18 protein-coding genes are annotated in these 19608 nt (G+C 57.4%); 9 read left to right on the top strand and 9 right to left on the bottom strand.

Annotated features, from left to right (window positions below):
• From Q1B15_RS21665 to Q1B15_RS21655, 3 genes are all read left to right on the top strand, one after another.
• Positions 1–647: SDR family oxidoreductase (locus Q1B15_RS21665; protein WP_299757965.1), on the top strand; the 647-nt coding region annotated here is incomplete at its 5' end.
• Between the two features lies 1 nt (position 648).
• The gene (locus Q1B15_RS21660; protein WP_299757962.1) at positions 649–2109 is read left to right on the top strand and encodes a mannitol dehydrogenase family protein; all 1461 of its coding nucleotides are present in this window, start codon (positions 649–651) and stop codon (positions 2107–2109) included.
• A gap of 64 nt (positions 2110–2173) precedes the next feature.
• A complete protein-coding gene (locus Q1B15_RS21655) occupies positions 2174–3133 on the top strand; it encodes an alcohol dehydrogenase catalytic domain-containing protein (RefSeq protein WP_299757960.1) in 960 nt (319 codons plus the stop codon).
• Positions 3134–3502: 369 nt separating this feature from the next.
• On the opposite strand, the gene Q1B15_RS21650 is transcribed toward Q1B15_RS21655, so the two are convergent.
• Entirely contained in the window at positions 3503–4729 is a 1227-nt protein-coding gene (locus tag Q1B15_RS21650) for a urate hydroxylase PuuD (RefSeq protein WP_299757958.1), read from the bottom strand.
• 98 nt (positions 4730–4827) lie between these two features.
• Between Q1B15_RS21650 and Q1B15_RS21645 the strand changes: the two genes are divergently transcribed.
• Entirely contained in the window at positions 4828–5748 is a 921-nt protein-coding gene (locus Q1B15_RS21645; RefSeq protein WP_299757955.1) for a LysR family transcriptional regulator, read from the top strand.
• Here the strand turns inward: Q1B15_RS21645 and uraH are convergent.
• A complete protein-coding gene (gene uraH / locus Q1B15_RS21640) occupies positions 5745–6098 on the bottom strand; it encodes a hydroxyisourate hydrolase (RefSeq protein ID WP_299757952.1) in 354 nt (117 codons plus the stop codon). The genes Q1B15_RS21645 and uraH overlap by 4 nt on opposite strands.
• A 147-nt stretch (positions 6099–6245) precedes the next feature.
• Between uraH and puuE the strand changes: the two genes are divergently transcribed.
• The 4 genes from puuE (at position 6246) to Q1B15_RS21620 (ending at position 10664) form a co-directional block, all read left to right on the top strand.
• A complete protein-coding gene (puuE, locus tag Q1B15_RS21635; RefSeq protein ID WP_299757949.1) occupies positions 6246–7658 on the top strand; it encodes an allantoinase PuuE in 1413 nt (470 codons plus the stop codon).
• On the top strand, positions 7655–8191 hold the full coding sequence (locus tag Q1B15_RS21630; RefSeq protein ID WP_299757946.1) for an ureidoglycolate lyase: 537 nt from the start codon (positions 7655–7657) through the stop codon (positions 8189–8191). Before puuE ends, Q1B15_RS21630 begins: the two co-directional genes overlap by 4 nt.
• A gap of 3 nt (positions 8192–8194) precedes the next feature.
• Entirely contained in the window at positions 8195–9637 is a 1443-nt protein-coding gene (locus tag Q1B15_RS21625) for a nucleobase:cation symporter-2 family protein (RefSeq protein WP_299757943.1), read from the top strand.
• A gap of 283 nt (positions 9638–9920) precedes the next feature.
• Positions 9921–10664, top strand: a complete 744-nt coding sequence (locus tag Q1B15_RS21620; RefSeq protein ID WP_299757940.1) for an alpha/beta fold hydrolase — start codon at positions 9921–9923, stop codon at positions 10662–10664.
• A gap of 736 nt (positions 10665–11400) precedes the next feature.
• Here the strand turns inward: Q1B15_RS21620 and Q1B15_RS21615 are convergent.
• Positions 11401–12216 carry a bifunctional allantoicase/(S)-ureidoglycine aminohydrolase gene (locus Q1B15_RS21615; protein ID WP_299757937.1) on the bottom strand — a complete coding sequence of 272 codons (816 nt, stop codon included), beginning with the start codon at positions 12214–12216 and terminating at the stop codon, positions 11401–11403.
• A gap of 290 nt (positions 12217–12506) precedes the next feature.
• Positions 12507–13742 carry a mandelate racemase/muconate lactonizing enzyme family protein gene (locus tag Q1B15_RS21610; RefSeq protein WP_299757934.1) on the bottom strand — a complete coding sequence of 412 codons (1236 nt, stop codon included), beginning with the start codon at positions 13740–13742 and terminating at the stop codon, positions 12507–12509.
• A gap of 40 nt (positions 13743–13782) precedes the next feature.
• Here Q1B15_RS21610 and Q1B15_RS21605 point away from each other — a divergent pair, with 40 nt between their 5' ends.
• Positions 13783–14217 carry a GNAT family N-acetyltransferase gene (locus tag Q1B15_RS21605; protein ID WP_299757932.1) on the top strand — a complete coding sequence of 145 codons (435 nt, stop codon included), beginning with the start codon at positions 13783–13785 and terminating at the stop codon, positions 14215–14217.
• 260 nt (positions 14218–14477) lie between these two features.
• On the opposite strand, the gene Q1B15_RS21600 is transcribed toward Q1B15_RS21605, so the two are convergent.
• The 5 genes from Q1B15_RS21600 to Q1B15_RS21580 all read right to left on the bottom strand — a co-directional run bounded on the left by Q1B15_RS21600 (position 14478) and on the right by Q1B15_RS21580 (position 19552).
• On the bottom strand, positions 14478–15569 hold the full coding sequence (locus Q1B15_RS21600) for a zinc-binding dehydrogenase (RefSeq protein ID WP_299757929.1): 1092 nt from the start codon (positions 15567–15569) through the stop codon (positions 14478–14480).
• Between the two features lie 107 nt (positions 15570–15676).
• Positions 15677–16879, bottom strand: a complete 1203-nt coding sequence (locus Q1B15_RS21595; protein WP_299757927.1) for a TCR/Tet family MFS transporter — start codon at positions 16877–16879, stop codon at positions 15677–15679.
• 88 nt (positions 16880–16967) lie between these two features.
• Positions 16968–17756 (bottom strand): 3-oxoadipate enol-lactonase, encoded by a 789-nt coding sequence (gene pcaD / locus Q1B15_RS21590; RefSeq protein ID WP_299757925.1) that lies wholly within the window; start codon positions 17754–17756, stop codon positions 16968–16970.
• Positions 17757–17771: 15 nt separating this feature from the next.
• Positions 17772–18752 carry a threonine/serine dehydratase gene (locus Q1B15_RS21585; RefSeq protein ID WP_299757922.1) on the bottom strand — a complete coding sequence of 327 codons (981 nt, stop codon included), beginning with the start codon at positions 18750–18752 and terminating at the stop codon, positions 17772–17774.
• On the bottom strand, positions 18731–19552 hold the full coding sequence (locus tag Q1B15_RS21580; RefSeq protein ID WP_299757920.1) for an alpha/beta hydrolase: 822 nt from the start codon (positions 19550–19552) through the stop codon (positions 18731–18733). The genes Q1B15_RS21585 and Q1B15_RS21580 overlap by 22 nt, the downstream gene beginning before the upstream one ends.
• Between the last annotated feature and the right edge of the window lie 56 nt (positions 19553–19608).

Here is a 19608-nt window from a genome sequence, read left to right as displayed (position 1 = left end):
ACGCCAAGGCCACCGCAGAGGCTCTTGGGGCACAGGGCATGGCTGTAAAGATGAACGTCACCGACCTTGACTCGATCACCCGTGGCGTGGCCGCAGTGGAAGCGGAGTGGGGCGGCATAGATATCCTCGTCAACAACGCCGGAATCTTCAACATGGCCTCGATCGACAAGGTCACGCACGCCGATTACCGCCGCCAGTACGATGTGAACGTCGGCGGCACGATCTTTGCCATTCAGGCCGTCGTGCCCAGCATGAAAAAGCGCGGTGGCGGTGCGATCATCAACTTCTCCTCGCAAGCCGGACGGCGCGGTGAGGCAAATGTCATGCTCTACTGCTCGACGAAGGCGGCAGTCATCTCGATAACCCAGTCGATGGCACTGGAACTTGCAGGCGATAACATCCGCGTTAACGCCGTCGCCCCCGGCGTTATCGACACGCCAATGTGGGATGTCGTGGACGCCCAGTTCGCAGAATATGAGAATAAGCCGAAGGGTCAGAAGAAACGCGAAGTCGGCGAAGCGGTGCCTTTGGGGCGCATGGGCGCCCCTGCAGACGTGGCGGACCCTTGTGTCTTCCTTGCCTCAGACGACGCACGTTACATCACCGCCCAGACGCTGAACGTCGACGGCGGCAACTGGATGAGCTGAGATGAAGCTGTCCAATACCACTTTGCAAAAATTGCCAGATGGAATAGCGCGCCCGAGTTATGACCGATCCGCCCTGACAGCGGGTATCGTTCATATCGGTCTGGGCAACTTCCACCGCGCGCATCAGGCCTGGTATCTGCACCGGCTTATGCAACAGGGAAGGGCGCATGACTGGGCGATCATCGGCGCAGGCGTCAGGGCCTTCGACGCAGCACAGCGCGAGCGCTTGCTCGCACAGGACTGCCTGACCACGCTGATCGAGTTGTCGCCCGAGGGCATCTCGGCCGAAGTCATCGGCTCGATGGTCGACTATGTCGAGATCGCTGAAGGCAACGGCCCGCTGATCGCGCGCATGACCGATCCGGCGATCCGGATCGTGGCGCTGACTGTGACCGAGGGCGGCTATTACATCGACCCGGTGAGCAAGGGCTTTGACGCGAAACATCCAGACATTATCCATGACGCCGCCAACCCTGATACACCCCGCACCGCCTTTGGCGCGATGGTCCAGGCACTTCGCCAGCGCCGCGCCGCGGGCACTGGGCCGTTCACTGGCCAAAGCTGTGACAACCTGCAGGGCAATGGCGCGATCCTGCGCCAGACGGTCGTGTCGCTTGCTCGCCTGTCCGATCCTGACCTCGCTATCTGGATCGACACGAACTGCACCTTTCCCAACTCGATGGTCGACAGCATCGTCCCTGCCACCGGACCGAACGAGTTGAAACTCGTGCGCGAGTTGGGGATCGAAGACAACGCGCCCGTCACGCACGAGAATTTCCGCCAGTGGGTGATCGAGGATGATTTCTGCGCCGGACGCCCCGACTGGGACAAGGTTGGCGCGACATTCACAGATCTGGTGCACGACTACGAGACGATGAAGATCCGCGTCCTCAACGCAGGCCATCAGGTCATCGCCAATCCGGGCGAGGTTTTGTCGATCGAGACCATCTCGGGCTGCATGGACCACCCGTTGATCAATGCGCTGTTTCGCAAGGTCGAAATCGAGGAAATCGCACCGCACATCAAGCCAGTACCGGGTATGGAACCCGCCGATTACGTTGACCTGATCGCCACGCGGTTCGCCAACTCCAAAATCGTCGACACCACCCGCCGCGTCGCCTTTGACGGCTCGTCCCGCCACACCGGATTCCTGCTGCCGATCCTGCGCGAGGGGCTGGCGGATGGCACCTCGGTCAACGGGCTGGCCCTGGTAGAAGCGATCTGGGCGCGCATGTGTGAAGGCACACGCGAGGATGGCTCGACCATCGAACCCAACGATCCCTTCTGGGACGACCTACGCAATGTGGCCAAGGCCGCCAAAACCGACCCGGGCGCCTGGCTGGCACAAAAGAACATCTACGGCGATCTGGCGGAGCAGCCCCGCTTTGCGGATGCGTTCGAGGATTGGTTGCGGAAGATCTGGGCTGATGGACTGACCGCGACCCTGGAAACCTACGTCTAGAGATTACATACTGCGAGAGGATCCGGATTTGAAAGCTATCAGCTATCCCGCAAGGAACGAAGTCGTGTTCGCATCCCTCCCTGATCCGGTTGCGGGTGCGGGCGAGGTTATCATTCAAGTCAAAGCCAGTGGCATCTGCCATACGGATTTTGAGGTGCTGAAAGCCAACTATGGCACCTCGACGTTCCCCATAGTCCCGGGCCACGAATACGCAGGCATCGTTGCTGACGTGGGGCCAGGTGTGACCGAAGTGGCCATTGGTGATCGCGTGGTCGTCGACCCAAACATCGAATGCGGCAGCTGCCGGGCCTGTCGCCGCGGTTGGGCCCATTTGTGCGAAACGCTTGGCGCTAACGGAGTGACCCGCAACGGCGGCTTTGCCGAATTGAGCGTCGTCAAGGCCACTTCGCTGCATCCAATAGGCGACCTGACGTTCACCACCGCTGCTTTGGCTGAACCCATGGGCTGTGCGCTGAATGGTGTCGGGGCAGTGCATGAGCCCTGGATGGAAACCGCTCTGATCTTCGGTGCTGGTCCGATGGGTCTGCTCATTGGGATCGCGCTCAAAAATCACGGCATCCTCGACATCGCGTTTGCCGACATTGACGACACGCGGCTTGAGCTCGCCGAAAGTTTCGGCTTTGGCGCGGTGGCCTCTGGCTCTGCAGATCTTGAGAAATTGCACCAAGGCGTCGACCTTGCAGTTGACGCCACTGGCGTGTCTGCGGTCGCAGGCAGACTGGCCCACTTCATCGCCAACGGAGGCAAGGGGTTGTTCTTTGGCGTCTGCCCGTCAGACGCTCGGATCGAAATCTCACCATTCGAAGTCTTCCGCCGCCAGCTGACACTTGCGGGCTCCCATTCCCTGAACCATAACATCCCCAAAGCACTTGATATGATTGCGACTTTCGGCCCCGGCATAGAGCGGATCGTGTCCCATCAAATGTCCTTGGAACAGGTTTCAAAGGTGTTGAGTGATGGCGCACCAAAGCGAAGTCTTAAAATTCAGGCTGTGACGTCATAGGCGAAGCTCAGGCCAGGTTGACAGCCTTGCCTGAGCCAGCAATTTCGTGCCGTAAATTTGCTGCCAACTCCATGTCATCTCTCTGAACAAGGCCCCATCGCTTCACACCCGCAGCAAAAGTCCGATCTCCGCCCGTCCCGTCGGTGAGCGCCGGTCGAAAGTGAACGTCGGCTTTGCCATGCGGTTTTAGCCGGTCGATGCAACACATGCATTGAAACGCTCCGCGGTATTGCCGCCCTCAGCCACCAGAGTGTGTCGTTTCTCAGGGTTGATGGCATGCGGAATTGCGCTGCCTCAATTCGGAGGTCAACGCGATGGTATCACAGGATAGACATTCATTCTCAAAGGATTGTCTTCGTGGTCTGCAGGCTAGTCGGCGGCGCGGAACCACGCGACAATTGCGCCGCGGCTTTCGTCGTCCATCTCGAAGGCATTGGGCGGCGGCATTGCGTGACTTACGCCGGCCTGAAGGAAGATCGCCTTTGCATGGCGCGCGACGTCGCTTTTCGTTTCGAGCGCAACGCCTTTTGGGGCCCATCGAATGCCGTCCCAGACTGGTTCTCTTGAGTGACACATCGAGCAGTTACCGATGACGGCGTCGTAGGCGGCGTCATATCCGGCGGCAGACGCGAACTTCTCTTCATACGGGGTAAGAGCGCGTGCGTCGGCTTCCTCGTAGGTGTCGTGCATACCAGCGGTTGAGAGCCACGCGATGACGATGAAAAGGATGACAGTCACTGCCCAGGTCCAATGGGGGCCTTTGCCTGTGGCGTGCATCGTGTTGAAGTAGTGTCGGATTGTGACGCCGGTGAGGAACACGAGGCTTGCGATGATCCAGCTGTATTCTGTTGCAAACGAGAGAGGGTAGTGGTTGGAGAGCATCAAAAAAACGACAGGTAGCGTCAGGTAATTATTGTGCGTCGAGCGCAGTTTGGCGATTTTTCCGTACTTCGGGTCCGGGGTACGGCCTTCTTGCAGGTCTTTCACCACGATCCGCTGATTGGGCATGATGATGAAGAAAACGTTTGCGGTCATGATGGTTGCGGTGAACGCGCCAAGGTGCAGCAGTGCGGCGCGTCCCGTGAAAATCTCGTTATAGCCCCAGGACATGGCGACAAGGATGACGAAGAGAAGAAGCATCAAGGTGGTGGGTGTTTCACCAAGTTTGGATTTGCACAGGAAATCGTAGCAAACCCAGCCGATGGTGAGCGACCCGGCCGAGATCAGGACGCCTTGCCAAAGCGCGAGATCAGCTTTTGTCGGATCGAGAAGGAACAATTCTCCGCCGACCCAATACACGATCATCAAAAGGGCAGCGCCAGACAGCCATGTGGCGTAGCTTTCCCATTTGAACCAGACGAGATGTTCCGGCATGTTTTCGGGGGCCACTAGGTATTTCTGGATGTGATAGAAGCCGCCACCGTGCACTTGCCATTCTTCGCCATGCGCGCCAACGGGCAGGTGCGGCACTTTCTTAAGCCCAAGATCAAGGGCGACAAAGTAGAAAGACGAGCCAATCCAAGCGATTGCCGTAATCACGTGCAGCCAACGGACGGCAAAACCGACCCAATCCCACATCACCGCAAAATCATACATTGCTTGTCTCCAAAGGTGCGCATCCGAGCATACTAGTCGGCTCGTGATTACTCTGGTATCAACAGTAAAAGCCAAACAGCATCAAAAAAAGCCGAATAATGTCATACTTTGAGAATATCCGCACATTTGTCCGGGTCTACGAGCTGGGGAGCATGTCGGCGGCTGGTCGTGATTTGAGGATCTCGCCTGCTGTCACGTCAGCACGGATTTCGCAGTTGGAGGAGCATCTTAGCGTGCGGTTGTTCCAGCGGACGACACGCAGTTTGACGCCGACTGAGCAGGGAAAGGCGTTTTACACTGGCGCGTGCGAAGTTCTTGAATCGGTTGACAATGCCGAGGCTCGGGTCGTCAATATAACTGACAATCCCAAAGGTTCGCTTTTTGTGGCGGCTCCGCTTGGAGTGGGGCGGCGACTGCTTGCGCCGCATGTTCCGGCTTTTCTTGAGGCCTATCCTGAAGTCAATGTGCGGTTGCGTCTTACCGATCGCAAAGTGGATCTGACAACGGAAGGCTTGGATCTTGCGTTCTTTTTGGGTCAGCCGGAAGACAGCAATTTGCGCATCCGAAAGATCGCAGATGTGCAGCGCGTTTTCTGTGCGTCGCCGAGCTATGTCAGGGCGCGCGGATTTCCGAAAGACGGCGACGCGTTGGTCGCAGATAAGCACGAATGTCTGAACTTGAGGTTTCCCGGCGCACCGGAGTTTCAGTGGCGGGTGACCACCGAGGAGGGCCCAAAGCGTCTGCGTGTTTGGGGGCGTTACGAGTCTGACGACGGCGATGTTTTGACAGACTGGGCGCTATCTGGTCAAGGCGTCGCGATGAAACCGATTTTCGAGGTCGCCGATTATTTGAACGACGGGCGGTTGATGTCTGTTGCGACCAAAACCCCGCCTGAGCCTGTTCAGATGGCCTGCCTTTTTACGCATCGTCGACGGCAAGACCCCAAGGCGCGGCTATTTATGGAGTTTATGGTTGAACGTATCGGGGCCGAAATCTCAAAAGCCAACGAAAAGCTTTAGCTGCCACGGTAGGTCGCGTAGCCGAATGGCGAGAGCAGAAGTGGCACGTGGTAATGTGACGCCTCTGACATGCCAAAGCGGATGGGGATCAAATCGAGGAACCTGGGGCTTTCGTCTGGCACGCCGACTTTGTCGAGATAGGCCCCGGTGTGAAAGACGAGCTCGTAGGTCCCGACGGCAAATTCGCCCGCAGGCAGTATCTGTTCATCGGTTCGACCATCGCTGTTGGTGTTGAGCGTGCGCAGGTGAATGCGGCGTTCGTCTTCTAATCTGTATAAATCGATCTGAAGCCCTTCGGCAGGCTTTCCGTTTGAAGTGTCGAGGACGTGCGTTGTGAGATAACCGGCCATTTGATGCTCCGTGCGTTGCTTGATCCACCATCGCGATATGTGAGCCTGCACACAAACCATAGTGGCGACTACAGTCTTTCAAAAATTTGTTGAAAAACATATTCATTGTTTTGGAATAGAACGTCTTAACTTTGATGGGGGATACCTGTGTCTCGATACCCGCGCGATATGACTGGCTACGCGAATTCTGTGCCTTCGGCGAACTGGCCGAATGGTGCTAAAATTGCTGTGCAGATTGTTGTGAACTACGAAGAAGGTGGCGAAAATAACATCTTGCACGGGGATGCAGCGTCTGAGGCGTTTCTGAGCGAGATCGTTGGCGCCGCGGCTTGGCCGGGGCAGCGGCATTGGAATATGGAATCGATGTACGAGTACGGGTCTCGTGCCGGGTTTTGGCGTCTACATCGTATGCTGAAGGACCTTCCGGTCACGGTTTATGGTGTTGCCACGGCATTGGCGCGGGCTCCGCATCAGGTGGCCGCAATGAAAACCTCAGGTTGGGAGATTGCCAGCCACGGGTTGAAGTGGATTGAATACAAGGATTTCAGTGAGGCTGACGAGCGGGCACATATGCTTGAGGCCATTGCGCTTCATACTGAGGTTGTTGGCGAGCGTCCGCATGGTTGGTATACGGGCCGGTGTTCTGAAAACACGGTGCGGCTGGCGGCAGAAGAGGGCGGATTTGCCTATGTGGCGGATTCGTACGCAGATGATCTGCCGTATTGGGCGGAGTTTGGTCGCCGCGACCAGCTGATCGTTCCTTATACGCTTGATTGCAACGACATGCGGTTTGCGACGCCTCAGGGGTTCAACTCGGGCGATCAATTCGAGACCTACCTGAAAGACAGCTTTGACGTTCTTTACGGCGAGGGCGAAGACGGTTCGCCAAAGATGTTGTCGATCGGGCTTCACTGTCGTCTTGCGGGGCGGCCCGGTCGGACGGCCGCGTTGAAGCGTGCTTTAGATTACATATCCTCACATGAGAGTGTGTGGTTTGCATCGCGACTGGAGATTGCACAACATTGGGCGACACATCATCCGGCAAACCGGATTGTCCGGCCATCAAAAATGGCCCGGGTCGAATTTGTCGCCGAGTTCGGCGGCATCTTTGAGCATTCGCCGTGGATCGCGGATGGCGCGTTTGATCTTGAGTTGGGTCCGACACATGACACTGCGACCGGCGTGCACAGTGCGCTAGCGCGGGTGTTTCGGACCGCATCAGAGGAAAAGCGCCTCGGTGTTTTAACAGCGCACCCCGATCTTGCGGGCAAATTGGCGCAAGCCAAGCGTCTGACAGAGGAGTCGACTGCCGAGCAGGCTTCGGTTGGTCTTGATGCGCTGACGGACGATGAGCGGGCGACATTTACCACGTTAAACGACGCTTATGTTTTGAGGTTTGGGTTTCCGTTCATCATTGCGGTGCGCGACAACACGAAAGCCTCTATTATGGCGGCGTTTGAGGCCCGGATCGAGAATGACCGCGACACCGAGTTCGCGGCCGCCTGCCGCCAGGTCGAACGCATCGCAGAGCTTCGTCTTATTGAGAAGTTTTCGGTGTGAGGGTTCCTATCCGCGTCCAGCGGCTGACCGCCGAAGCATTTGCCCCGTTTGGTGATGTGATCGAGGCGACGGGATCGCCCGACAAGATCATCAACCAGGGGCTTTGCGGCAGATTTCATGATCGTGCGGCTTTGGACTTCACTGATGGTCGGGCGGGTATCAGCCTGTTTAAGGCCGTACCGCGCGCGCTCCCTTTGAGGCTTGAAATGGTCGAGCGGCATCCGGACGGAAGTCAGGCGTTTATTCCGATGAGCGCGCACCCCTTTCTTGTCATTGTGGCCCGCGATGAAGGCGGCGTACCAGGCCGTCCGCAGGCGTTTCAAACGCAGATAGGGCAAGGAATTAACTACCATCGAGGGACGTGGCATGGAGTTTTGGCCCCGCTTTACGACCCCGGACTATTCGCCGTCATTGATCGAATTGGTGACGGCGATAACTTGGAAGAACACTGGTTCGAGACGCCATACGTGATCGAAACCGACAAAGAATGCGTCAGCGAGGGGCTGGCTCAATCATCGCATCAGGGAGAATAACTCATGGCCGATGTATCGATAGGGACGCCGGAACAACTTCGCGATCCCAACTACACTCCGGCGCTTCACCGTGCCATTCCGCTGGGTATCCAGCACGTTTTGGCAATGTTCGTTTCGAATGTTACGCCTGCTATCATCATTTCAGGTGCGGCCGGATTTGGCTTTGGATCGGATGCGGGAGCGCAAGGCTTCCCGGATATGACCTACCTTATCCAGATGTCGATGCTGTTTGCCGGTATCGCGACGCTTTTTCAGACGATCGGTTTTGGACCCGTTGGCGCGCGTTTGCCAATCGTTCAGGGGACGAGCTTTGCCTTTATTCCGATCATGATCCCGCTTGTTGCGGGCAAGGGTGTTGAGGCGCTTCCCGCGTTGTTTGGCGGTATCTTGATTGGTGGTCTGTTCCACGCATCATTGGGTTCAGTGATCGGCCGCATCCGTTTCGCTTTGCCGCCGCTTGTGACAGGTCTGGTTGTGACGATGATCGGTCTGGCACTGGTCAAAGTTGGTATTCAGTATTCGGCGGGTGGCATTCCCGCCATCAATCAGCCGGAATACGGTAGCCTTCTTAACTGGTCGGCCGCTTTGATCGTTGTTTTTGTCACGTTGGGCCTGAAGTTCTTTGCCCGCGGGATGATGTCTGTCTCAGCCGTTGTGATCGGTATTTTTGTCGGTTATCTTTACGCGCTGATGGTCGGCATGGTGACTTTTGAAGGCATCGGCACAAGCTGGGCGCGCGCGGCTCCTTTCGCTCTTCCCACGCCATTCAAGTATGGGTTCGAGTTCAGTTTTGCTGCAGTCATCGGTTTCTGTCTTATGGCCTTTGTGTCGGCAGTTGAAACTGTGGGCGACGTATCGGGTATCACAAAAGGCGGTGCAGGGCGCGAAGCAACCGACAAGGAAATCGAAGGCGCAACCTATGCCGACGGTATTGGCTCGGCTGTTGCTGGCATCTTTGGTGGCTTCCCGAACACGTCGTTCAGCCAGAACGTTGGCCTGATCGCGATGACCGGCGTTATGAGCCGCCATGTCGTGACAATCGGTGCGATTTTCCTGATCATTTGTGGTTTGATACCAAAGGTAGGTTCCGTCATTCGCACAATTCCGATCGAGGTGCTCGGCGGTGGCGTGATTGTGATGTTCGGTATGGTTGTAGCTGCAGGTATTTCGATGCTTTCGGACGTCAACTGGAACCGTCGCAACATGGTGATCTTTGCGATTGCTTTGTCCATTGGTCTTGGTCTGCAGCTTGATCCCAAGGCGGTTCAGTACCTGCCGGATACAATGCGTATCCTGATGACCAGTGGTCTTCTGCCAGCCGCGTTTATTGCGATTGTCTTGAACCTCGTGTTGCCGGAAGAGCTTTCGGATGAAGCAACCGAAGAGGTTTCGGGCGGTATGGCCGGGCATGGCGATGGCTCGTTGGCCAAAGACGATCACGTCTAAAGCCCTTTGGTAAATTAAAACGGGCCTTTGCAGTGAAAATTGCGAGGGCCTTTTTTGTGGGGCGAGGGTGGGTCTGATGGCTCGCTGGGGCAGCGGCACGCGCGTTAAGTGTTCGACGTCAAAGATAACATCGGCCGCTGCGGTATGTCGACATTGGCGACCGCCATGCTAGGCCGTCTGTCAAACTATTTTGTCTTCGGACCACAAGCGACCGTTCAATGATCGCATATGACCGGCACGGCCGCTGCAATATCGCTCGCCGAGCTTTCCGGTGAGAGCGATCTTGGCGTTTGCTGTGATCTTGATTTCGGTTTGGATATTGGAAGCAGCGTGCAGCGACATCATTATTTCAAAGTCTAATATCGGGCAAACGCCGGTCACACTTTATGCCAAGCCGGGTGCGGATGGTCCCACTGTGGTTGTGGCCCATGGCTTTGCGGGGTCTCAGCAGATGATGCAGGGCTATGCACTGCCACTTGCGCGTGCGGGATACAGAGTATTCGCTTTTGAATTTATGGGGCACGGACGGCATCCGGTGCCCATGTCTGGCGACGTTAATTTGGTTGACGGAACGACCCGACTTCTGGTGGAGCAAGCTTCAGACGTCATCGGCGCTTTGGCCAAGGACAATGAGCCCTATGCGCTACGAGGTCACTCAATGGCGACGGACATCTTGGTTCGTGTGGCAGCGTCTCGAAAGGATGTTGGCCCTGTTGTGTTGATCGCGGCACTTTCGCAGATCGTCGATCGGACCACGCCCGAAAACCTGCCACTGGTGACCGGCGCGTGGGAGCCTGGACTGCGGGCGTTTGCGGTGGATGCGTTGAGGATGGTCGACGCAGACGCGTTTGAAGGCGAAGCCGTAAGTGACGGTGCGATAGTGCGCCGGGCCATTGCAGCCCCGTTCACAGAGCACGTATCGATTTTGCAGAGCCGTGTGGGCCGCGGTGAAGCGGTGCCTGGCTGGACGGCGCTTACGGGCGCACGTCTGACGTCACGATCCTGCCGACCGGGTTTGCAATTATAGGATTGCTTGCTGGTTTGATGGTGATGTTTCGAAGCGTAGCCGGGCTCTTGCCGAGGCGTGATTCCCAGTTGCGCGCTGTCTGGTCGTCAAATAGCGATCTTTTGTCTCGCGCCGACCGTTGCGATCCCTCTTATTGCAGGGGCCGTCAATCTCAATACCTTGCCGGTTCTCGTGGCTGAGTATCTCGGGCTGCATCTGTTGATTTTTGGTGGCATCCGGCTTGTTCTGCTTCGAATTTGGGCCGAACCACTTAGGCGTCCTTATTGGCGCTTCTGGTTTGGTGCATCTTGTTCGGTGTTGTCCTTGACAGATATGCCACAAATTTTTGGCCGACGGCTCAGCGCGTCTGGATCATCGTGGCAAGGATGCTTGGGGCCGTGCCTTACATGCTTGCGGACGCGGTTTTGACAACGGACGCCTCATTTTGCGGCGTCTTGGCTTGCGCGTCAGTTTATTGGTGTCACTTGGCAATGCCGTGGCGCTGGATTTTGAGGGGCTGTTTTTTTCTCATCATGATCGCGCCCGTTCTGGTGCTGTTTTACCTCGTGTTTGGGACCATAGGGCGGCATGCTTCGCGCAAGGGCGGGCCAGTGTCTTCCGGGATTGCGCTAGGAATTGTTTTGGCTGGGGCGCTGGGTGTCAGCTTCCCGCTTTGTTCAACGCACGCTGGACGTGTCGCAAGATCAACCGAGCGACACGTCTCTTCAGTGATCACGATTAAAACAACGGCGATCAATCACAGTTTCATGTGGCGGTTGACGTCTTTGTAGAGAAGGTATCGGAACTGGCCTGGACCTCCCGCATAGCAGGCTTGAGGGCAAAAGGCGCGCAGCCACATATAGTCACCCGCTTCCACTTCGACCCAGTCTTGATTGAGGCGGTAGACGGCCTTGCCTTCAAGAACATAGAGGCCGTGTTCCATGACATGGGTTTCGAGGAACGGAATGATTGCTCCGGGTTCAAAGGTCACGATCGTGACGTGCATGTCGTGACGAAGGTCTGTTGGGTCCACAAAGCGGGTCGTTGCCCATTTCCCATCCGTTTCGGGCATGACCGTCGGCGCGACGTCTTGTTCGTTGGTCACGATCGTTTCGGGATGGGGCAGTCCTTCAACGGCCTCGTAGGTCTTTCTGATCCAGTGGAACCGACTGACGGCTTGTGAGGTATTGTGCAGTGTCCAGACGGCGTCAGGCGGCAGAAATGCGTAACCGCCGGGAGAAAGCTCGTAGGTGGCTCCGTCGACGGTCAGGCGCATCTGTCCTTCGACAACAAACAGAACGCTTTCGACACCTGATTGGGTTTCGGGGCGGTCAGAACCTCCGCCGGGCGCGACTTCCATGATGTATTGCGAGAACGTTTCGGCAAAGCCACTGAGAGGCCGTGACAGGACCCAAAGTCGGGTCTTCGACCAAAATGGAAGGAAGCTGGTCACAATATCGCGCATCGTGCCTTTGGGAATAACCGCATAGGCATCCGTGAACACAGCCCGGTCGGTCAATAGCTGTTCTTGACCCGGATGGCCGCCAGTTGGAGAAAAATACTTTGGTAACATATATTTGCTTTCCAGACGCCTTTGAACTGTCACCAGTATGTTGTGTCGGGGTTACTTCGGCCAGCCATGCAAGTCCGATGACACCTTTCGGGATGTTTTGAAAGTGAGTGACCGTTTTCAAATGGCGCTCACCGAAAACCGTTCGATGCGTAGTTTCGGCTGCCTTTCTTTAAGATGCTGTTTTCCACCCCTTCGGGCGCGGATGTGCCGCGCAGCATTTGTCTAGGAGCAAGGGCGTGTAGCTTGGTTTGATGACGTAGATAATACGATCGCACTGCATCGTTGCCGGGTTAGTTTTCAGGCTTCGGCGGCGCGCCGCCTTCAAAAATGTTGGGGGCCGCGTAGCTGATTGGAGCTTCCTGCATTTCGAGGTGAAGGCCATCGTCGATAAGGGGATGCGCGCGGGCGAGGGCCTCGTCTACCTCGATTCCGAGACCGGGCGCTGTGGGAGCTTCGATGTAGCCGTTCTCGACAGAAATCGTATTCCCGATCAGCGCCTTGTGAAAGTCGGTTTCAATGGTTTCGGTCATCAGAAGGTTTGGGATCGACATAGCAAGATGGACGTTTGCCGCCCACTCAACGGGACCTGCATAGAGATGTGGCGCGATTTGCGCGTTGTAGGTTTCGGCGATGGCTGCGATCTTTTTTGTCTCCCAGATACCGCCGGAACGGCCTAAGGCGGGTTGCAGGATATTTGCCGCTCCGGCTTGAAGAACTGCGGCGAACTCGGCCTTTGTGGTAAGGCGTTCACCGGTTGAAACGGTGATCGACGTCGCACGGGCAACCTCGGCCATGGAGGCGACGTTGTCGGGGGGGACTGGCTCTTCGAACCACAGCGGATTATAGGGCTCGATCGCCTTGGCCATGCGGATTGCGCCGCCCGTTGTGAACTGGCCGTGGGTGCCAAAGAGAAGGTCAGCACGCGGGCCGACGGCGTCGCGGATGGTGCGGCAGAAGGCGGCGGAAGTGTCGATGTCGTGCAGCGAGGGTTGGTGACCGCCGCGCAGGGTGTAGGGGCCTGCGGGGTCGAATTTGACGGCGGTATAGCCTTGTTCGACAAGGGCAATTGCGCTTTCTGCCGCCATGTCGGCGTTGCCCCAGAATGCGGGCAAGGGGTGATGGGCGAGCGGGTAGAGGTATGTGTAGGCGCGGATGCGGTCATTCATACGGCCACCGAGAAGCGCCCAGACGGGGCGGCCACGGTCTTTGCCGAGGATGTCCCAGCACGCGATTTCAAGCCCTGAAAACGCGCCGATCACGGTAGGATCGGGGCGTTGGGTGAAGCCGCTCGAGTAGGCGCGACGGAACATTAATTCAATGTTTTCGGGGCTTTCACCGGCCATGTGGCGGGCAAAGACATCGGTGATCACTGCTTTCATCGCCTCGGGGCCGACAGCCGAGGCGTAACACTCTCCCCAGCCGGTGATGCCTGTGTCGGTTGTCAGTTTGACGAGGATCCAATAGCGCCCCCCCCATCCCGGGGCTGGCGGAGCGGTGACGATGATGTCAAGATCGCTGAGTTTCAATGACTTGGCCCTGTCTTTGGTCGTATGAGAGTTGCTTCAGATGAACCCAATCACCATTCGCAACCTCGGTCCAGAGGACGTGCATATTCTTGAACGCGTTCGTGAAGGCACGTTTGACAATCCGATTGATCCTTCCCGAGCTTACGGGTTTTTGGCGACGCGTGTGAACGAGATTGTTGTGGCTTTGGATCAGGGCGAAGTCATTGGCTTTGCGAGCGGAACTGTGATTATGCATCCGGATCAGCCGTTCTCGTTTTTTATCAATGAGGTGGGCGTGCACGAGGCGTATCAGCGCCACGGGATTGCTTCGCGGTTGATGAAGCGGATCGTCGATCTGGCACGGGACCGGGGGTGTGAGAGCATCTGGGTCGCGACCGAGCACGACAACCATGCTGCACGCGAGTTGTACCGCAGCCTTGGGGCGCACGAGACGGAAAGCGTCGTTTTGTACGAATGGGACGGCGAAAGGCTTTGACGGGGAGTTAATGCTTCGGGCGGTGGGTGTTGCCGGTCTTTTGCGGGATTGGCGTGAATCACCTCTAATCTTTGGCGTTAGCGCTGAGAGCAAAACGTCGGTATTTGTATCGGTATTATGCCGGTGCATATTCGAGCAAACGGATTTCGTTCATACAACGTGCGGTGATTTGCGACCAATTTGGTAGATTTTCCGTGTTCGGCTAACAGGTATTTTGAAAAGGGGTGAAGAGGGCCGCGTAGAGGCCTGATCTTAGGCGACTATTCCTTGTTTTGGTCGAAGATAATCACGTTGCGGCGTGCGGCACCGGATTTGGTATCGGCGATGGCCTCGTTGATCTGATCAAGGGACCAGCGGCGGGAGATTAATTCGTCAAGCTTGAGGCGCCCCTGAAGGTAGAGGTCCACGAGCCAAGGGATATCGCGGGCCAGTACGGTATTGCCCATTTTAGAGCCGACCATGGATTGGCAGGCTGCTGCGAAGTTGCCGGGCTCAAAGGAAGAGGCTGCTCCGGTCGGGGGCATACCGACCATGACGAGGCGACCACCAGGCGCCAGATAGTTCGGCGCGGTTGAATACACGGCGGGAACGCCGACGCTGACAAAGACGGCGTCGGCGCCGCGACCGGTGATCTCGCGCAAGCGATCCCAGGGCGCCGGGTCTGTCGCGAGGATGCCGTCGGTGGCGCCGAAGGCTTTGGCGTCGGTGAGTTTCTCTTCTGAAAGATCAACAGCGACGATACGGCGGGCGCCAGCGATGGCGGCGCCCTGAATTGCGTTTAGTCCGACGCCGCCCGCGCCGATGACGACGACGTCTTCGCCGGCTTGAAGCCTTGCTGTATTCACGACCGCTCCGACACCGGTGATCACGCCGCACGACAAAAGAGAGGCAACATCGAAGTCAATCGCGTCGGGGATCGGAGCTATCTGGCTTTGGTCAACCACGACTTTTTCGGCGAATGCGCCGCAGTACATGGCCTGTTCGATGGGAGTGCCATCGGGTAGTGCGAGGGGTGCCGGACCCATGGGACGCTCGCAGATCACGGGTTTGCCCGCGCTACAGGTTGGGCAGGTGCCACAGGAGCGGATCAGTGTTACGATCACACGGTCGCCGATTGTCTGGCCGGTGGCGTCGGGGCCAAGGGCGCTGATGTATCCTGCGGCTTCGTGGCCGTAAACTGCCGGGAGCGTGCCGCCCCAGTGGCCGTCTGCGTAGGTTATGTCTGAGTGGCAGATGGCGCAGGCTTTCAGAGTAACCTCGATGGCACGGCCCGTCGGGGCGGCGAGGTAGACGGTTTCGATTGCGAGCGGCTTGCCAAACTCGAAACAGACGGCGGCGCGGATTTGTTGCATGGGTAGTGGCCTTGGTTAGTGGTTTTGGTCAGGGTGGCGATTGAGCGGCAGGCTTCGCGTCAGAAATCGACTTTGGATGGCGGAAAACGGGTTAAATGCGACCTATGTCAGGCGGGTTGGGCGCGCGGCGTGGCGAGGAAGACGACTGCGCAGAGGACCATGAGTACCATAGACAAAAGAAACGGTGCGCCGGGCAGGAAGTAGGCGGCGTCTTCGCGGGCAAAGGCTGCGAAAATTTGCGTCATGATAAGCGGTGAGATTATTGTGGCGAGGGCAGAGGTCGATGATAACACGCCTTGCAGCTCGCCCTGGCTATTGTCGGATGTGGCGCGCGACATCATTCCTTGCACGGCGGGGGTGACGACGGCTCCGAGTGCTGTGAGGGGGATAAATATGATTGCGAGGAACCCGCTTTCAACAAAGGCGAGGATGATAAAGGCGAAGAAGTTGAAGGCGAGCCCATAAAGAATTGTGCCGCGGTCTCCGAGCCAGCGCAGGATGTAGCGTATGAGACCGCCTTGCACGATGGCCATGGCGATGCCGAATGCGGCGAGCGAGAGGCCGATCATTCGAGGCTCCCAGCCGAAGCGGGCCTCGGTATAGTAGGCCCAGATCGAGGGGTAGACCATGAAGGCGACCTGATAGAGGAAGAAAAGAACAAGGAGGCGGCGCAAAAGCGGACTTGCAGAGACGTTTTTGAAGGCTCCGAACGGGTTGGCGCGGGCCAGCGACAGCGGTCGGCGGTTTTCGTCCTTGAGGGTCTCGGGCATGACAAAATAGCCAAAGACGAGGTTAAGTGCGGCGAGGGCAGCGGCGGCATAGAAGGGCGCGCGGGTGCCGAATTCAGCGAGAAGGCCGCCAAGCAGGGGGCCGAAAACGAAGCCCATGCCGAAGGCCGCGCCGATTATGCCGAAGCGTGCTGCTTTTTCTTCAGGCTTCGAGATATCGGCCATGAACGCATAGGCCGTAGATTGGGTGTCGGCGGCGACACCGCCAATCATGCGACCGACCAACAGGATCCAGAATGCGCCCGCTAGCGCCATGACAATGTAGTCCAGCGCCATGACGAGTAGCGAGATCAGCATGATCGGGCGGCGACCATAGCGGTCGGAAAGCGCGCCGATGATCGGACCGAAGATAAACTGCATAAAGGCGAAAGCGGTGACGAGGACGCCTCCGTAAAGGGCAGCGTCGGCAAGCGGGATATCGGCCACTTCGCGCAGAAGCGACGGCAGCACCGGCAAGATCAGGCCGATGCCCATGGAATCGATCACGGTGGTTGCGATGACGAAGATCAGGGGCAGGCGCATACAGGGCTTTCGGGAGAGGAGTTGCGCTTTGATAGGGTAGGAAATGCTGGCCGGGAAGGGAGGTTGACCGCGGTGTCTCAGGGTTTCCTCAAATGTGGCCAATGTCCTTAAGGAAAGTCGTTAAGATTTCGACGTATTCGCCCGATTTGTCGACACACGGAAGGTGACCGGCACTCCGGATTAAGTGAAACGATGAGCCCTTCACCAAAGTGGCAGTCTCGCGCACAAGGTCGGGGGGGGTAGAGCCGTCTTCGCTTCCCGCGATCGCGAGAGTCGGCAAGGTCAGGCCGGCTGTTGTGGTGTAAAAGTCGGTGCCTGCAATTGCGGCCACGCAGCCAATATAGCCTTCCAGAGGTTGCCGGGTCAGCATCGAGCGCCAGGCACTGACCTCGGCGGTTTTTCGGAATTTCGACGAAAACCAAAGTGCCATAACGGTGTCTGCGATTGCCTCAAGTCCGTCGTTTGCCACGGCGTCAATTCGGTTTTGCCATGTTTGCACAGTGCCAATTTTTGCTGCGGTGTTGGACAGAACCATGGCGCGGACCTGATCCATGCGTTTTACCGCAAGACCTTGGGCGACCATGCCACCGATAGACAGCCCGACAAATACGCAATCACGCACGGCGAGATGATCCAAGAGCGCTTCGGCGTCCGATATTAAGGCACCCATCGAATAAGGCGGTGCTAACGCGTCGGTCAGGCCGTGACCGCGCATGTCATACCGGATGAGGCGCAAGCCTTGTGGAAGGCCTTCCACGACTTTATCCCAGAGCCGCAAATCGGTTCCAAGAGAGTTGGCGAAGACAACAGGACGGCCATGCGGGTCGCCGTCGTCGCGGTAATGAGTTTTAAGACCGTCGAGATCGGCAATCAGCATTTGGGCTCTCCGTTGTTAACCATATTTCTCCAATGCCATACGAAAGAGGGGCGCGTCTACATTTCCGCCTGAGGCAACCGCGATGACATCTTTGGTGTCGGTTCGATGAAAAAGGGCGGCTGCAAGTGCCACAGCTCCGCCGGGTTCCAGAACAATCTTCAGCCGGTTGAACGCGATCGCCATGGCGCGCAAAGCGTCCTCTTCGGAAACGACAATTCCGGGGCCGCAGTGAGCCGCCATAATGGGGAACGTGATCTGGCCGGGGCTTGGTGTGACGATAGCATCGCAGAGTGATCCGGAGCGGCGCGTATTGGTTTGGATCACACCGGTGGCCAATGAGCGCGCTACATCGTCGAATTCTTCAGGCTCCACCGTGTAGGGCTTCAATGCGGGGGCTTTGCCCGCAAGAGCGATTGCGATGCCGGAGGTCAGACCGCCGCCGCCGCAGCAGATCAGAACATCGGCGCTGTTGAGGCCCGCCGCGGCCGCCTGTTCCGCGATTTCGAGGCCGGTTGTTCCCTGACCTGCGATGAGCTGGGGATTGTCGAATGGCTTAATCAAAGTCAGCCCGCGGTCGCCAGAGAGCCGGCCTCCGATTTCGTCGCGATCTTCTGTGTCTCGGTCGTAGAGAATGACTTCGGCGCCGAGAGCGCGTGTGTTAGCGATTTTTAATTCTGGCGCGTCTGCGGGCATGATGATGACGGCTTTCGATCCCATTTCACGCGCGGCCAAGGCGACGCCTTGGGCATGATTTCCCGACGAAAACGCGATGACTCCGGCGGCGCGTTGGGCATCGCTTAATGCCGCGACAGCATTGCGTGCGCCGCGGTATTTGAAGGAGCCGGTCTTTTGGAGACATTCTGCTTTTACGAAGACGCGGCGGCCCAAATCCGCATCCAAAAGTGGCGCATTTAGAAGGGGCGTGCGACAGGCGTGACCGCGAAGGCGGATTGCCGCGTCTTCAATATCCGAGATTACGGGAGCAAGGTTAGCCATGCGCGGAGTGCCTCCAAAGATGCGGGTTCGTCAAGGAACGGAACATGACCACGGTCAGCGATTTCTGCTCGGATCATGTCGGGGCGGCGGCGCGCCATTTCGTTTGCAGTCTCAGACGAAAGAAGGTCGGAATTTGCACCACGGATTAGAGCAATCGGTAGCCCAGCGAGCGCGTCAAAAAGCGGCCACAGGTCGGGCATGGGCTGTGTTCCAGCGGAGATGATCGCGTCGCGTAGCGTGGGATCATAGTTAATTTCCAGACCGTCGGGCGTTTGGATATAGTGCCTTTCCGCCTCTTCATTCCACCGGGATTTTGGGACATTTTCAAAGCCGGATAGGAGATGCGCGCGCATGATCGCCGCGTCCTCAAGCGTCTTTTGAACCGGGTTCTTGCCTATGTAGTCCTTGATGGTCTCAAGGCCTGAGGCGTCCAATTCGGGACCAACATCGACGAGGCAAACACCGATGAGGCGAGGCTTTGCCAAGGCTGCAAGAAGCATCGCGATCAGGCCGCCACGCGACGTGCCCAAGATAGCGATTTGCCCTAGTTCGAGATGATCAAGAAGGGCGATGACATCACCTGCCTCGATCGGGATTGTGTAGGTGTCCGCTCCGGACCATGCTGATTTTCCGCGACCTCTATAATCCATACGAATCAATCGCTTGGTGGATAGATGTGGTGCGACATAGTCAAAATCCTGGCCGTTGCGGGTCAGGCCGGCGAGGGCAAGAATTGGTGTGCCATCACCCTCGTCGGTATAGTGAATTCGGGTCCCGTCGGGTGCGTGAAAGTCTGGCATTAAAGGCGTCCGGCCAGGTCGGGAATAGGTATTAGATCTGCCAAGATATGAGCGGG

It is taken from the genome of uncultured Boseongicola sp. (assembly GCF_937988555.1).
Taxonomy (GTDB): domain Bacteria; phylum Pseudomonadota; class Alphaproteobacteria; order Rhodobacterales; family Rhodobacteraceae; genus Boseongicola.
Note: the sequence above shows the minus strand (reverse complement) of the source record. Positions and strands in the feature narration are given on the sequence as shown.